General features: G+C 43.5%; 15 protein-coding genes. 1 reads left to right on the top strand and 14 read right to left on the bottom strand.

Going from position 1 to position 14,557, the window contains the following annotated elements:
• Nucleotides 1-71 precede the first annotated feature (71 nt).
• The 7 genes from AAIH57_RS03930 to AAIH57_RS03900 form a co-directional block, all read right to left on the bottom strand.
• Nucleotides 72-1,208 carry a glycoside hydrolase family 76 protein gene (locus tag AAIH57_RS03930; protein WP_430020607.1) on the bottom strand — a complete coding sequence of 379 codons (1,137 nt, stop codon included), beginning with the start codon at nt 1,206-1,208 and terminating at the stop codon, nt 72-74.
• 28 nt (nt 1,209-1,236) lie between these two features.
• On the bottom strand, nt 1,237-2,124 hold the full coding sequence (locus AAIH57_RS03925) for a carbohydrate ABC transporter permease (RefSeq protein ID WP_175394760.1): 888 nt from the start codon (nt 2,122-2,124) through the stop codon (nt 1,237-1,239).
• A 10-nt stretch (nt 2,125-2,134) separates the two neighbouring features.
• Nucleotides 2,135-3,004, bottom strand: coding sequence for an ABC transporter permease (locus AAIH57_RS03920; RefSeq protein WP_175394862.1), 870 nt, complete (start codon nt 3,002-3,004; stop codon nt 2,135-2,137).
• A 196-nt stretch (nt 3,005-3,200) separates the two neighbouring features.
• The gene (locus AAIH57_RS03915) at nt 3,201-4,838 is read right to left on the bottom strand and encodes an extracellular solute-binding protein (RefSeq protein WP_430020606.1); all 1,638 of its coding nucleotides are present in this window, start codon (nt 4,836-4,838) and stop codon (nt 3,201-3,203) included.
• Nucleotides 4,839-5,060: 222 nt separating this feature from the next.
• Entirely contained in the window at nt 5,061-6,716 is a 1,656-nt protein-coding gene (locus AAIH57_RS03910) for a sensor histidine kinase (RefSeq protein ID WP_430020605.1), read from the bottom strand.
• The gene (locus AAIH57_RS03905; protein WP_430020604.1) at nt 6,685-7,440 is read right to left on the bottom strand and encodes a response regulator transcription factor; all 756 of its coding nucleotides are present in this window, start codon (nt 7,438-7,440) and stop codon (nt 6,685-6,687) included. The genes AAIH57_RS03910 and AAIH57_RS03905 overlap by 32 nt, the downstream gene beginning before the upstream one ends.
• 243 nt (nt 7,441-7,683) lie before the next feature.
• The gene (locus tag AAIH57_RS03900) at nt 7,684-8,190 is read right to left on the bottom strand and encodes a GNAT family N-acetyltransferase (protein WP_430020603.1); all 507 of its coding nucleotides are present in this window, start codon (nt 8,188-8,190) and stop codon (nt 7,684-7,686) included.
• A gap of 207 nt (nt 8,191-8,397) precedes the next feature.
• Between AAIH57_RS03900 and AAIH57_RS03895 the strand changes: the two genes are divergently transcribed.
• On the top strand, nt 8,398-8,739 hold the full coding sequence (locus AAIH57_RS03895) for a winged helix-turn-helix transcriptional regulator (protein ID WP_175394367.1): 342 nt from the start codon (nt 8,398-8,400) through the stop codon (nt 8,737-8,739).
• A 16-nt stretch (nt 8,740-8,755) separates the two neighbouring features.
• Here the strand turns inward: AAIH57_RS03895 and AAIH57_RS03890 are convergent, their stop codons facing one another.
• The 7 genes from AAIH57_RS03890 to AAIH57_RS03860 form a co-directional block, all read right to left on the bottom strand.
• A complete protein-coding gene (locus AAIH57_RS03890) occupies nt 8,756-9,799 on the bottom strand; it encodes a phosphotransferase enzyme family protein (protein ID WP_430020602.1) in 1,044 nt (347 codons plus the stop codon).
• A gap of 272 nt (nt 9,800-10,071) precedes the next feature.
• Complete coding sequence (locus AAIH57_RS03885) at nt 10,072-10,530, bottom strand: NUDIX hydrolase (RefSeq protein ID WP_175394365.1); 459 nt, start codon at nt 10,528-10,530, stop codon at nt 10,072-10,074.
• A 35-nt stretch (nt 10,531-10,565) separates the two neighbouring features.
• The gene (locus tag AAIH57_RS03880; protein WP_175394364.1) at nt 10,566-11,042 is read right to left on the bottom strand and encodes a GNAT family N-acetyltransferase; all 477 of its coding nucleotides are present in this window, start codon (nt 11,040-11,042) and stop codon (nt 10,566-10,568) included.
• A 57-nt stretch (nt 11,043-11,099) separates the two neighbouring features.
• Nucleotides 11,100-11,423 carry a hypothetical protein gene (locus AAIH57_RS03875; protein ID WP_430020601.1) on the bottom strand — a complete coding sequence of 108 codons (324 nt, stop codon included), beginning with the start codon at nt 11,421-11,423 and terminating at the stop codon, nt 11,100-11,102.
• Between the two features lie 73 nt (nt 11,424-11,496).
• Nucleotides 11,497-11,937: a hypothetical protein gene (locus AAIH57_RS03870; RefSeq protein WP_430020600.1), complete on the bottom strand. Its 441-nt coding sequence runs from the start codon at nt 11,935-11,937 to the stop codon at nt 11,497-11,499.
• Between the two features lie 312 nt (nt 11,938-12,249).
• On the bottom strand, nt 12,250-12,957 hold the full coding sequence (locus tag AAIH57_RS03865) for an ankyrin repeat domain-containing protein (RefSeq protein WP_430020599.1): 708 nt from the start codon (nt 12,955-12,957) through the stop codon (nt 12,250-12,252).
• A 13-nt stretch (nt 12,958-12,970) separates the two neighbouring features.
• Complete coding sequence (locus AAIH57_RS03860) at nt 12,971-14,476, bottom strand: S-layer homology domain-containing protein (protein WP_430020598.1); 1,506 nt, start codon at nt 14,474-14,476, stop codon at nt 12,971-12,973.
• Nucleotides 14,477-14,557: the final 81 nt, after the last annotated feature.

The following is a 14,557-nucleotide window of genomic DNA, read 5'->3' as shown; positions in this document are numbered from 1 at the left end:
TAGGGATTCGATGCTTCTTCTTCATGTTGATCGATAATAGATACCTTTAAGTCGACCATACAATGAGTAAATTATTTCCTTGGCTTTTCCGGCTTGGAATGTTTGCCCGCCTCCAGTTTCGCAGCTGCTTCCAGCAGGAAGACACCGCTAAGCTGTGCAGTCAGGTGGAGTGGATTCTGGGCTGGTTGACCCCACGCCTGACCAAATAACCCGTTTTTTCGGCTGCCTTTCAGTAACGCATCTGCATTGCGGTCAATCGCTTTCTTCAGATTCTTGTTATGACCAATATCATACAACTCCGCCAGGTAACGGATCAGTATGCCTTTGAACAAGGCACCATCTCCATCCCCATCCTCTAAGAAAATCCCCGTCTTCTCATCCGTCAAGGACTTCAGGGATCCCGCGGCTGTCTTCTCTGCATCTTGCAAATACATCTGATCTCCTGTAATCCGGTAAAGCTCTACTCCGGCTCCAATGAATGTACCTTGGTTGTATGTGAAGATCCAAGCTTCATTAACATCAAGCGTGCCATCCTCGCGCAGCACCAAACCATCCGCTACGAGTCCCGTTTCCGGATGTACAAGATATTGTTTTTCCCAATCGTATATTTTTTGCGCCCATTCCAGGTCCTGTGTATCACCAAAACGTTCATATAACCTTGCTGCCAGAATGGAAGCTGGTCCGCTGGAGCATGCATTCCGGTTATACCGCTGATCCTTCTTCCATGCCATACCACCCAGGTCATCCTCCCACCAGGCCGTTTTAATGTCTGTCCAGAGATCCAGCACGTACCCTTTCATCTCTTCACTGCCTGTCGCATCATATAACCGAAGAGCAGCAAGGGCAAGCCATTCCATATCATCATAGAACTCATTATGAAGGGAACCATTGTGTTCAATAATACTGTGTACCAGTTCTTCCGCACGTTCCGTGTACGCTTTGTCTCCTGTCCGTTCAAATCCGTCTACCAGTGCATCCACCGCATGAGCTTTCCACCAATAATTCAGGGCTTGTTCACCTTCCGGTGTCGATGGATAAGCGTTATTCATCATTTTTGTTTCATCATTCCAGTAGTATTCATGCAGCTTTTCTTGTGCCCACTGCGCTTGGCGGGTATATTGATTTTTGCCTCCACCACTGGCACCCATAGTGGTCACCAAAATGATACTGAGTACAACCGTCAAACTTACGATTTTCTTTTTTCTCATCCTATTCCATCCCTTCTTCATCATCAGATTATTCTTTCACTGCACCGAGAACAATTCCATGGATTAAATAACGCTGTAGAAAAGGGTAAATCAGCAGAATCGGGATCATGGAGACCAGTATTTTGGCAGAATTCAATGTGGTGTTAGAAATTTTATTATACTGCTGCAGCTGTTCTACGGAGAGATTCTGCATCTGGTCCCGCGTGAGACTAAGCTGCTGCAGATAGGTCTGAAGCGGTATTTTGGAGCTGTCGTTGATTAGAATGATTCCGTCAAAAAAGTTATTCCAGTGCCCGACGATGACAAACAGCATAATGGTCGCCAGACTTGGCATCGAGATCGGGATGAAGATTTTGAGCAAAATTTTCATTGGTCCTGCGCCATCAATAAATGCGGCTTCTTCGAGTTCCTTCGGAATTCCTTTGAAGAAATTCATCAGAAGAATCACATTGAAGACAGGAACGGCACCTGGCAGTACGAGCGCCCATATGCTGTTGATCAGCCCGAGCTTGCTAATCACCATGTACCAGGGAACGATCCCCCCGCTGAACAGCATCGTAAATACGATAATCCACATGTAGGCGTTCCGTGATCTGAACTGTGTGACACTGCGTGACAGCGGATAGGCCATAAGAATGGTCAGAACCATATTAATGGCGCCCCCCAGCAGCACCCGTTCCACGGATATCAGAAAAGCATTCCAAAACTTCGTATCTTTCAAAATCTGTGCGTAGGATGAGAAGTTCAACTCCACTGGAAAAAAGTAGACCCTGCCGGCATTCACAGCCGTACTGCTGCTGACGGAAACCATGATCGTATTCACAATCGGGGCCAGGGACATGAATGTAATCAGGATCAAAGTAAACATAATCAACAGGCGGGATAGCCTGGAACCCAGCGTTTTTGATTGGATCATGCTAACCCTCCTAGAAAATTCTGTACCCCGCATATTTCGATGCCAGTCTGTACGAAACGACAATCAAAACAAAGCTGATAACCGATTTCATCAAACCAATGGCCGTCGCGAATGAATACTGCATATTGATCAAACCCATGCGGTATACAAAGGTATCAATAATATCACCTGTTTCATATACGAGCGGATTGTACAGGTTGAAAACCTGATCAAATCCCGCATTCAACACATTGCCAAGACTCAGCGTACCCAGAAGAATGATGGTCGGGAACATGCCCGGCAGCGTAATGTTTAGCGTCTGTTTCCAGCGATTCGCTCCATCCATTGCAGCAGATTCATATAAGGCAGGGTTAATTGCCGTTAATGCAGCCAGATAAACGATGGTTCCATAGCCAAATTCCTTCCAGGTATCCGTCACAATAAGCAGCGGCCTGAACCAGTCATTGCTAGCCAGAAACATAATCCGCTCCAGACCGAGGATTTCAAGGAAATTGTTAATCATCCCATCAAAGGAGAAAATCATCGTGAGCATCGTACCCAGAACGACCCAGGACATAAAGTGCGGCAAATACACAATGGTTTGAATCGAACTCTTGAATACCTTCAGCCGCACCTCATTAAGCAGAAGGGCGAATACGATCGGCACAATCAATCCAAGCACTATTTTCCCGACCGCAATGACCAAGGTATTGATAAAAATCTGCTTCGCGTCCGGCAGTTGAAACATATAGGTGAAATTGCTTAGTCCTGCCCATTTGGAGCCGAATATGCCTTTGGCAGGAATGAACTTCTGAAAGGCCATGATTACACCAAACATAGGCACAATGGAGAAAATGAACAGCATGACCATGCCGGGCAGCAGCATAAAATGGTAGGTCATCTCGTCAAATCTCTTACGTTTTTTTTTGCCTGGGTAGCGCACTTCCCTTTTCGGATGTATCGTCGTTTTCACTTGCGCCATTGTCCGTTACACCTCCATCCTGCATGTCTATAGGCAGATCTTATCGGTAAAAGCACTTGCGGAAGTCTGGTACCAGGCTTCCACGACATTGCGCTCCTACTTGACTCCGGTTATTTTACCTTTTGCTCATCTCGTTGACTTCTTCCGTAATCTCATCTCCACCTGTGCGTTTCCATGTGTCGACAAATGTATCAAATTCGTCTACAGGAGCTTGGCCCATAATGATCTTGAGGATCGTTTCTTCCTCGAGCTTCTGCAGGTTTGCCCACTTCAGCTTCATGGTCTCCGTTGTTCCGTAAAAGCCGGCAGGAGTCACTTCCAGATTGGGGTTATTTGCTTCACGTTGTCCTTCAATCCGTGAGAGATATTCGCCGTAAGTGTTTACGTCTATGGCATTTCCTTTCTCCTTGAATTCCTGATAAGCCTTGAATGAAACGACCCGATCTTCCTGAACTTTGGAAGCATCTCCGCTCTCATCGGCTTTCATTAAATCTTCGTAATAGCGCTTCAACACATCGTCATAATCGACTTGCATCGGGATTTGTGTCGGATCGTTATTCCAGCGGCTCGCATCGGTCAACATCTCATCGGGATGTTCCTTCTTGTAATTGATCGCATCCTCTGTTAAGGCGTAGAGGAAATCCGTTGTGAGGTTAACTGATTTCATGATCGCTTCAGGGTGGGCAAAGTTCTTGTTCACCACGACGATCCCTCCCCCTACAGGATCCTGTCGAATCGTTCTGAACTTGCCATTCCTATCCAGTGGTGCCGATACGGCAACCCAGACTGCATCGGGATCTTGTTTGATGGAGTCTTTGTAGTTGGTATAGCCGATCCACCATGGATTAAAAACCATTCCCGCCTGTCCGTTAATAACGAGTGCCTCTTTCTCTTCACTCGACCGGACAGCAAATTGTTTATCAATCAAGCCTTCCTTATACATGGCACTGACCTCTGCCAGTGCCTGCTTCATTTCCGGTTGAACTGAGCCGTATACCACTTGACCATCTTTCTCAATCCAGTTCATCGGAAAGGCACCATGTGCAGCAAATATCGGGGTGAAGTTCATTGCATTGGAATCCATCACCATGCCCACCGTCTTGCCTGTTCCCGACACATCCTGTTCCACAAATGTTCTGGCGAGATTCCACACGTCCTCCACAGATTCCGGCAGCTTGGCACCCACCTTATCTACCCAATCTTTCCGAACCCACAGTAATTGGTGCTGATTCCCAATGTTTGTCATGGGAAGACCCATGATTTTGCCGTCCACCTTAACCTGATCCAGCAGCAAATCCCCATAGGAACCATAGATATTCTTCACACCCTCGGATGCTGTCTTCTCGTATACCTCTGTCATATCGGCGATCAGATCATTATCAACCAGTTGGTTAAAAATTTCGCGGCTGACCAGCATTACATCTGGCAGGTCACCCGTGGTCATGGATAAGGACAGCTTCTGATCCATGTCGTCCGTTTCCCAAGCCACCTTGGCCTTGACATTCACCCGATCTTCGACATAACGTGTAGCCAAATTGTCCTCAATGGTATCGCCGGGAGGCAAGTTATTGACATGATTCGTATTTCGACCAATTGTGAATTCCACGGGTGTCTCATATTTACCGTAAGGTTCGTAGTCCTGCTCCGATATCTGAGGTTGTGCGTTATCACTGGTCCCTCCGGTGCAGCCGCTGATTACAACCAGCACCATACAGGCCATCAGTAGTGAAGCGATCTTACCGCGTTTGTTCATCCTGTCATCCCCTTCATTTGATTTGCTTGAATAACCAAATTGTATACGTTTTCAATTTTGGCGTATATGCAATTTTTTTCGGATATGTATCACTTTTTTCATGACCTCCACTTCCCCTTCTCCCAGCGCTCATCACTTGGGCAGAGGAACAAAATAAGCGGCTGCCTCAGCAACCGCCTTCACTTCTAACGTTTTGTTTTGTGCCTGTCTGTTTTTTTGTTGTTATGCTGTAGAAGTCGGGATGACCATAGACACTTCTGTTCCGTGCCCCGGCTCACTCCGAATGGCGAGTCCATAATCCTGTCCATAATACAGTTTGATTCGATCATTCACATTCCTCACGCCACATCCCCCATTTTCACTGGTTAGCAACCGCACGATTTGTTCAGGCATCATGCCTGCGCCGTTATCCGTTACAGCTAATTTTATACCTTCGTTCACCCGATTGATCGTAATCTGAATGCAGTAATCCGTCGCATCCGGCTTAACAAAACCGTGTTTAATAGCATTTTCTACAATAGGCTGTAAAACAAAATGAATCACTTCAGCTTGCAGCAACTCTTCATCAATATCGTAATCCACGTCAAACAGACCATCATTCATAATGAGCTGCAAATCCAGATATGCCTTAATATGCTGGGTTTCAGCTTCAATCGTGGTCATATGTCTCCCCTGGTTCAATGTCGTTCTGTAGAAACGGGCTAATGCCGATACCATATAACTCGTTTCAATATCTGCCTTCTTCTCGGCTCTCCACCGGATAAATGAAAGTGTATTATACAGAAAGTGAGGATTAATCTGGCTGATCAGCCTGTTATATTCACTTTCCTTCTTGGCGATCTCGGCGTGATATACCTGTGAGATCAGGCTGTTGATTCTTCTGAGCATTTTACCGATGCCGTTCGTCAGCTCACCGAATTCGTCCCGGGATGAACTCTGAATGATCACTTCCAGATTGTTCCGTTCAACCTTGTCGACCTTGTACTTCAGACGAAGAATCCGGCGCGTAAAGTTGTTGGAGATAACATAAATCAGCAGGAAGGTAATGATCAGGCTGAGAATAATGACAAACAGAGTAATTTGAAAAATGCCCATCGCATTTGCATACGCATTGGTATTCAGCAGACTATAATGGATCGTCCAGCCATTGCTGGAGAGTGATCGGTTTAGGCTCAGATCGCTAGTCTCTTTTTTTTCCAATCCGTTCACCGCATTCCGCTTATTGTTCTCCTGAAAAATAACATGCTGATCCGAGTCTTCAATATGAACGGACACATGCTCAGACAGATTATCCAGATCTCCAAAGATGCTGTCATGCTGAATGGAAATCACCATAAAGTTGCTGTCTTTCGGGTTGCTGATCAGTTCCTGAACCAGATAAAGCTTCTCTCCATCCACAACCCAGCGCCTGCCTCGGAAACCGTCGTACCACGCTTGGCTCCTGAACTCCCCGATTGGCAAAATATTATTGCGAATTCCGAGCAATTCTCCGGAAGTATAGAAGGTAATCCCTTCAATATTATCGTCCATCATTTTGATGTTTGAGATCAACGGCTCCATAATGTCACGAAAATCCAGGTACATATTATAATAATTATCATCGTAATCTTTGGTAAATATCTGCGAAAATTCCCGATTAAGTACCATAAACTCGCTCAGCGTATTGTACCGATTGATTTTGTAATCCATGATGCTCGCCACCTGCTCCAGGCTTGCTTCTGCTTCACTTCGCAGCTCTTTCATTTGAATACGGTACGATTGAATGAAGGAGAGCAGTCCAAGCAGTAGAATCGGAATAAGGGCAATGACCAAATGCGAAAGCAGCAGCTTGTTACGGAACCTGATATCATTGAATCTGCTCTTGATCCACCCGATCATGAAGCACCCCGCACTCTCTGAACTGTAACGGACTGATGCCGAACTTGTTTTTGAACAGCTTGGCAAAGTAGGAATGGTTGTCGATGCCGACAGCCACCGCAATGTCATTGATTTTCATATTCGAGTGCACCAGCAAATGACTTGCGCGGCTCAGCCGGTAATCCGTCAAATATTTCGAGAAGTTCTCTCCGGTTTCCTTTTTAAACAAAATGCTTAAATATCCTGGCGACAGGTACACATCGTGTGCCGCTTCAGACAATGAAATATCTTTCTGATGATTATCCTTCACATAGTTCTTAACCTGCCGTATAACCTTCATTTCCATGGATTCAGGTTCAGACTGCCCGCCGTACGGGCTCAGTTTTGTGATATCCACCATGACCTGCAGAAACTCTTCCTTCACCAGTGGTTTAAGCAAATAATTCACAACGCCCAGTCGAATGGCACTGCGGGCATATTCAAACTCATCGTATCCGCTGCAAATGACAATATCCAAGTTCTGCTGCGTTTTACGTGCTTGCTTGCTAAGTTCCAGTCCGTCCATGAGTGGCATTTTGACGTCAGTGATCAGGATATCAATTGCATTTTGAACCAGAATCCGTTCCGCGGTCCTTCCGTTCTCCGCTTCCATGATGTGAAAAGGAAAGCCATAGTGAGCTATCAAATTCTTAATTCCTTCTCTTTGAACAGACTCATCGTCAACAACCAGAACATTAAACATCATGACATCTCCTTTGCAAGTGAAAGTGAGAGGATATAGAGAATGGGAAAAACATGTTATTCATGATATGCCAGTTACATCGTAGTATATCATAGAATCAAGAAAGGGCTTTCATTTATAATGAGCATTTCAACAGCCGTCTTTTCCAGACCAAAAAAGCCGCCAATTCAGCGACTTCTCCAGCGTAACGATGTTCACTTGTATCTACATCTGACCATTGTTGGAACTTGCCATAGTTCTCTTCGTTTAAGAAATGATAATTTCTTTTTCCATGATAAAATCATCCATTACATAGCCATGGCCAATATCAGCAACTTGTTCACAAACCGTCTGGAATCCTTTTTTCTCATACACAGCAATACTGGATTCGTTATGACGATTGACTGTCAACCAGATCAGGTTAATGCTGCGTTCAATACATAGTTGCTCCAGGAAAGCAAACGCTTGGCTTGCGAAGCCCTGTCCCCTATGTTCCTTGCCGATATAAAATTTACTCAGGAACAGCTTTTCCTCTTCTTGTCTGACTGACATGTATCCGACAGGAGAGTCATCACGTTGGATAAAATAGTATTCGTATCCCTGTTGATCGATCTGTTCCTTAATGGCTGACTCGGATTGGTATTTTTGGATCATGTATTCAATTTGCTCCAGGGTAATGATAGCTACATAATATTCCTGCCAAATTTCTGCGGCCAAACGGGCCAGCTCTGCAATTTCTTCTGATGTGCTAACTTGCGGAAATATAAGATTCATGGGGTTGGCCTGCCTTTCCTGGATCTCTCTGGTATGATTCAGACTCCCTAAATATTATCAAAAATCCCGATAGAATGTTAGTTACATCAAATTTTCATTTCTCTAACCTTCACCTTTACTTGAAAGTAAGGCTAGTATAAACTGAACGAAAATATAATCGTAGTACGGACTTTAATGATAGGTACTACCCGGAAGGATAGTGTACATATGAGTATGGCTGAATATAAAGGCAAAGTGAGGAACATCCAGGATACCCCTTTTGGTTATACGGTGTCTGTAATCGGCGGCAAATGGAAAATGGTCATTCTCTACCTTTTGGCCGAAGGTCAAACCGTTCGCTTTAATGATCTGCAAAGGCAGATTGGAGCCATTACGTATAGAACATTAAGCTCACAATTAAAGGAATTGGAAGCAGACGGTCTGGTGAACCGAAAGGAATATCCTCAAATACCACCCAAAGTCGAATACAGTCTCACAGCCAAAGCGGAGACGCTGCTTCCGATCATGGAAGAGTTGTGTGAGTGGGGTGTGAAGAATCAAAACAACTAACTATAAAGCCATTCAATTATGTTTCAGGTTCAAATGTTGATCTATCGATCTCCACTGGTTCAATGGGATTAAACAAAAAAGGGTTTCCTTTTAAAAATTCTCTTATACACGCTTGAGCATATGGTTGTTCATCTATTAATCTTGAGGTTTCTTCCGGATCAGAAGCGTGATGACAGTAATTCTCAATCATAATCATGATAAAGAAACATTCCAAGTCCCGAATAACATCCGTTCCTGGTCTCCTCACCTTTTCATAACTTTGAATAAAAACCATTCGGTCTCTTGGATAAAGTCCCACTAGAGCACCTGCCAGGTCATAGAGAAAAAAGCCGTAACCACATCTTCCAAAATCAATGGGAAAAGGTTGATCACCCTTGAAAACGATGTTACCGATATGCAAATCAGCGTGGATCATTCCGTAATTTTGTTTATTTACGTCCATATCGGCAAGTGTAGCGAAAATCTTTTCGGCAGCATGCTGATATTCTGTCCAGGCTTGATGTGATAGAAAACGTGTATAATACTGCTCCAGCTTAGCCATCTCACCTCTAAAAGAGTCTGCTCCCCAGACCGGCCTTACAAAACCCGGAGGTGAGATAAACTTGGCTGCTGCTTGATGAAGTCTCCCCATCATGTCTCCCATTATAGCTGCATGATTCCCTGTAATTTCACCGTTTAGATGCTCTCCTTCCACCCACTTCATCACCGTGACATACGGTCGTTTATAATCCTCAGCTGTGTCGATCTCCAGTACATAAGGACCTTTTATAGATGCTACTCCCACTGGGGCATATATCTCATCCAAAGCATTTAAAGATTGAAGAAAGATAAGTTCTGACTGGATTGCTTCCTTGCTCCAACGATCGGAATGAATGCGAAGCAAATACGAATCCGCTGTACTTGTTTCGATTTTGTATGTAATCGTATCCGACAATTGAATAAACTGAATGCGTTCCCACGCCAAATCATACTGCTGTAGCGCTGATAAAGCGACATTTCTGGCCCGTTGTAGCAGAGACTTTCTTTGCTCAGCCGTGTCATAGCGAAAAAAATCTTTCATGTATTTCCCACCTCATCATCCTTTAAATTAAGCCTTGCTTCTATCCTAAACAATTATAGGTTTCTTGGTGTAACCGAAATAGGTAATGATTCATTATTAATTAACTTTTACCTTTGTTTATAGGTGAGTTCAGAGGTTGATAATTATTCTAAAATAGTTGAAAAACCATGACATTGAGATGTTCATGGTTTAATTGTTTTTTGAGTATTTAGAAATAGGAGCAGACGATCTCGATCTTATGGCTGATTTATTTAAGGTTTGATATTACCAGGCTATCTACTGATTCCTGTTCGGTTGTTTATAAAGTCTTCAAAAGCATCTTTGTGCTGCTGGTTAAAGAGTTCTGGAACGAAATCAGGACTGAAAAATCTCAGTTCAATGCTCTCTTCATTACTAGCATCCAATTGACCTCCGATAACTTTTCCGCGATACATAAATGCGATAGTCTGAGCCTGATCTCCATTCGGATATTCATCAAAATACTTTGTATATATGCCAACCAAATCTCCTATTGATACAACTAAACCTGTTTCCTCTTTTATTTCCCTAATTGCAGTATCTACTGCTGATTCTCCCAGTTCCATTGCACCTCCGGGGAACCCCCATGCATTTCGATCCCGTCTTCTCTGAAGTAAAATTTCTCCTTTATTGTTCTCAATAATCGCCCCCGAAAAATTCAGGATAATCATGTCATTTCCGACCTTACTTCTGATCCATTTGATATAATCCATATTCCCTCCTCATTTAGAAGACATACTGATTAAACTCAGAGTTCGAGTACAGTTACAAGCTCACCGTGACACACTTCACCATTTTCGTTGAAGCCTAGGCTGTCGTACAGCTTTTTTGCAGCCAAGTTGTCTGGGCTATACGGAATCCAACATAATCGCGCAGGACCAGCTGGGAAAGTTCGAATGAACTCTATCGTTTTCTTCAGCGCTTCACGACCATAGCCCTGTTTCTGGTGCTCTCTGTCGATCATGAGCCGTAATATACAGTAGTTATTGTCAGCGATTTCAGGAAGATCATAACCGGTGATTCCATACGTAATCATAACAAAACCTACAGGTTGTTCATCAGCGTAAATTGCAAACGGAAAAGGGGAACCTCCATTGGTTGCAAGAACATAGCACGATGCGACACTTGAAAGATTGGATGCTACATATTTTTGCTGCTCATCTGCTACTTCCAAGTTAAATATGGCACGCCGGTTATCCAGTGTAATTTTTCTGAGTGTAATCATGATTAACCCCTTCCCTTCGTTACATAGAATCTTTAACTACCTCATTTGGCAAACTCCCTAATCGTTAGTCACCTCATGACTTTCAATTTCACTGTCTTTATTAAAATTCAGTCGTAATAAGCTGTCATCGACACCAAAACCTGCTCTTCCCATGTAATACACATACTGAAGAGAAGGCTCATTTACCTTTTGTGCTGGTTCGCCAAGTAAGTCAATAATCTCCGTTTCTGTCATGCCAATAAGTTCATACTTGTTTTTCAAACTGTACACCATGCTATTTCTTTTCTCCGGTTCTGTTAACCAGGTTTCTTTATCAAACTGATTATTATTACATGCACTAAGAATTAGTAGTAAAAGTACAGAGAGCATCATTCTTTTCATGAGATAATCCTTTCACCCATCTATTGTAGTAAAGATTTAAATATGTTTTTAAAAGATTGATAAACTTCCATCTTTACATTAATGTCTGAAAAAACTTGTCTTTCACTTCTATCTTATTGTGTTCTGCCCATTCATTCAGTTTCCTTAATCCTTCGTCCTCCTCATCCTTGTCAAAATAAAAACACAAATTCATAGGCACCAATCGCCGATTATTTAATTTAAAACCTATTCTTTTGTAACTCATATAAATAGATTCAATCTGAGAAGATTCATATTTATTGGCTTTTGAACAGATGACATAATCTGTTCCTAAAGTAAACGTAAGTTTAGTGAATAACATTTTCAGCAGCACGATGAGATAAGTCAAAATCATGATGGTCATAAACGAGTAAAAAAATTTGGACCCTTGATCATCGCTTACATTCAATCTAATAAAAAAAACAATTTCTAATATGGACATCGCTAGTAAATTTAATTTGGCCCTTGGATAGATTGTTTTAAATGTTTTTTCCATACCTTCTCTCCTTTCTCCATTAATAATTCAGCTTAAGCTATCATCCTAAATTCACAAAGGTTGTGTAAAATCCTTTCTAATTCTTTTGTAAATAGTTCACTTACTGACAGTTATGAAAGTAACATACTTATGATAACCCATAATACTCCAATGAAGAAGAATTATATATTTAAGGGGATTTATTCAATATTCAAAACAATTAGTTGTCTACAAACAAAAAAAGTCGCCATATAGGCGACTTGATGTACAAATACTCTATACAATGGTATCTGAGCGGTGCTGCCATGTCACTTTCTCCTACAAAACGATGCTCTATTTCGCACCCGCTCGAACCAGAATCTCTTCAATTTCCTTGAAGCCTTTATTCTTCGCATGACTGAGCGGAGACACACCATCGCCATCCGAAATGTTCACGTCTGCTCCATGATCAATGAGTAATTGAATCGTCTCCTGCTGACGTGCATTGCCATCGTTCAATATGATTGCTTCGAGCAGTGCCGTCCATCCCAATTCGTTAACATGGTTCACATTTACTGAAGTTTGAGTCAGAAGTTCCCGCACAACATCCACATATCCATGCTCCGAAGCGGGAATAAGTGCTGTTCCTCCATATCGATTCGTGATCGCCGGGTCCGCTCCTGCCTCAATCGCAAGTTTCAAAATATCCAGGTATCCTTCAGCGCCAGCGTACAGAAACGGGTTATTCTTCATATCGTCCTGTATATTAACATCTGCACCAGCTTCAATCAACATCGCGGCTGATGCCAGATCATTATTGTAAGTCGCAATCATGGCAGCCGTTCTTCCGTTCTCGTCTTGAGCATTAATTTTAGCGCCCTCTTCGATAAGTTTTTCGATACTTTCGGTGTCTCTTTGCTCCGCTGCCTCTAACAACTGTATGTCCAGTGAAGTCATCGACATTTTCTCCTCCAATGTATAGTCGTTATTCTGTTCAGACACGCAGCCTTGGACGAAGAAAATACTGCTTAATAGGATGACCATCATTAGCGGCTTACTCATACTGCCTCCCTTCCTACGGTGTCACGATTACCGATGAAGCGACACTCCAGTCCCCTACTGGGTTTAATGTATAGGTAGTGCCTGGCGTCAACTTGCCATCATTGACAAGGTCAAACACTCCGGTTGCACCTTTTCGGCTTGAATATTTATAAGTGGCTGTCAGCTCGTCACCGCTAGGTGGAGTTAACGTTACATTTCGACCAGAGAACAGTTCGTCCCCAGGATCTTGCACAAGCGAAACTTCAATTGAAGTTTCGCTCACAGCCTTAGCACTTGCAACCTCCAGCGCATCAAACGATCTCGCAGTGAATGAAGCATTGTCGATGTTCGCCCAGTCAGAAGAAACCGTATATGTGACGCCGGATTGCAGCGTTTGTCCTTCAGGCAAACGAAACTTCGGTTCTTGTTTGCCATCTGTCGATTGCGTGAACGGAACATATTTGGCAACGATTGGCTCGCCACCTTCTGGCGTAATTACAACTTGTCTTGCCTGCATGGAAGAGATGATTTGATATGTTTTGCCTCCGGCTTGTTCCTGATCATTCAGCACGAATGCATTAGCTCCTCGTCCGCCGCTGTAAGCCGAAATAATATAACCGTAATCCACTACACCATTCTCTTGCAGTGCTTCAATCTCAAACGTATCATTCGTTACTTGACTGGCAGTCGTCATATTTAACTTCGTGTCACTGCCTTCAAAGGAACCAGCATCTTGGCCTTTATAAGTAAGGCTATACGTTTCCCCCGCATTTTGAACGGAGGTTGGGACGATATATGTCGCGATGGAGCCTGTTTTCAAACGAGGCATGTTGGTTAACGTCAGTCCACCACTGAATGCAAAATCTGTCTGAGCCTTGACAAATACTTCATCCGCTGCTGTCAGCGGCTTGTCGAACGTGACAACTAACGTAATGGCATTCAGGGATCGAACACTCTGGATTTGAGCCAGGTCAGAAGGAATCGCCTGACGGGCCGTTTGCAGCAGCACCGCTGATTCGCCTCGCGTGGCCGAGCCGTTCTCAGAGTAGAAAGTGCTCATCCAATGGTGCACGGATTTTACGTCGCGCTGCATTGCTTTGGATACGACTTGTTCAAGTTCTGCATCCGACACTTGACTTTGCGGATCAAATAGACCCTCGTTCGCCTGCATGATGCCAAGTTCAACGAGCTTTGATGCATAAGGTGCATACCACGCGTTAGGATTCACGTCCGTCAGTTCGACGTTTTCTCCCGTCTTGCTCTCCAGATTAAATGTTTTATACACCAGTGACGCTAACTCTGCACGGCTAATGGCTCTATGTTCACCCATCGATTGATCGGCATATCCGTTCATGATTCCCAAGCTGTTCAATTCTTTAACAGCAGCGTCGATCTGCTGATTGGTAAGCTGTGTCGTTGCTGCGGCAACGTTAGTCACGTATGTAGCTGCATGTACTTGATTGGCAGTTAATGGGTATACAGCAGCACCTAATGCAGTTATGGTTAGAAATGTAGCGATTTTTCGGGTTGTAGGATTCATGTTTGAATTCCTCCTCTATAGGTTGTAGTTGCCTGTACCTATAGAATAGAGAACAAAAAGAAACTCCCAAGGACAAAAATA

The organism is Paenibacillus sp. MABNR03 (assembly GCF_050455445.1).
GTDB classification, from domain to species: domain Bacteria; phylum Bacillota; class Bacilli; order Paenibacillales; family Paenibacillaceae; genus Paenibacillus; species Paenibacillus xylanilyticus.
The sequence above is the reverse complement of the archived record's forward strand: the minus strand, read 5'-3'. Positions and strand labels throughout refer to the sequence as shown.

Coding starts and splice junctions, on each gene's coding strand:
- AAIH57_RS03880 (WP_175394364.1), bottom strand. CDS start 11,042: ATGATTACACTCAGAAAAATTACACTGGATAACCGGCGTGCCATATTT.
- AAIH57_RS03875 (WP_430020601.1), bottom strand. CDS start 11,423: ATGAAAAGAATGATGCTCTCTGTACTTTTACTACTAATTCTTAGTGCA.
- AAIH57_RS03925 (WP_175394760.1), bottom strand. CDS start 2,124: ATGATCCAATCAAAAACGCTGGGTTCCAGGCTATCCCGCCTGTTGATT.
- AAIH57_RS03930 (WP_430020607.1), bottom strand. CDS start 1,208: ATGAGAAAAAAGAAAATCGTAAGTTTGACGGTTGTACTCAGTATCATT.
- AAIH57_RS03890 (WP_430020602.1), bottom strand. CDS start 9,799: ATGAAAGATTTTTTTCGCTATGACACGGCTGAGCAAAGAAAGTCTCTG.
- AAIH57_RS03900 (WP_430020603.1), bottom strand. CDS start 8,190: ATGAATCTTATATTTCCGCAAGTTAGCACATCAGAAGAAATTGCAGAG.
- AAIH57_RS03920 (WP_175394862.1), bottom strand. CDS start 3,004: ATGACCTACCATTTTATGCTGCTGCCCGGCATGGTCATGCTGTTCATT.
- AAIH57_RS03910 (WP_430020605.1), bottom strand. CDS start 6,716: ATGATCGGGTGGATCAAGAGCAGATTCAATGATATCAGGTTCCGTAAC.
- AAIH57_RS03915 (WP_430020606.1), bottom strand. CDS start 4,838: ATGAACAAACGCGGTAAGATCGCTTCACTACTGATGGCCTGTATGGTG.
- AAIH57_RS03895 (WP_175394367.1), top strand. CDS start 8,398: ATGAGTATGGCTGAATATAAAGGCAAAGTGAGGAACATCCAGGATACC.
- AAIH57_RS03870 (WP_430020600.1), bottom strand. CDS start 11,937: ATGGAAAAAACATTTAAAACAATCTATCCAAGGGCCAAATTAAATTTA.
- AAIH57_RS03885 (WP_175394365.1), bottom strand. CDS start 10,530: ATGGATTATATCAAATGGATCAGAAGTAAGGTCGGAAATGACATGATT.
- AAIH57_RS03905 (WP_430020604.1), bottom strand. CDS start 7,440: ATGATGTTTAATGTTCTGGTTGTTGACGATGAGTCTGTTCAAAGAGAA.
- AAIH57_RS03860 (WP_430020598.1), bottom strand. CDS start 14,476: ATGAATCCTACAACCCGAAAAATCGCTACATTTCTAACCATAACTGCA.
- AAIH57_RS03865 (WP_430020599.1), bottom strand. CDS start 12,957: ATGAGTAAGCCGCTAATGATGGTCATCCTATTAAGCAGTATTTTCTTC.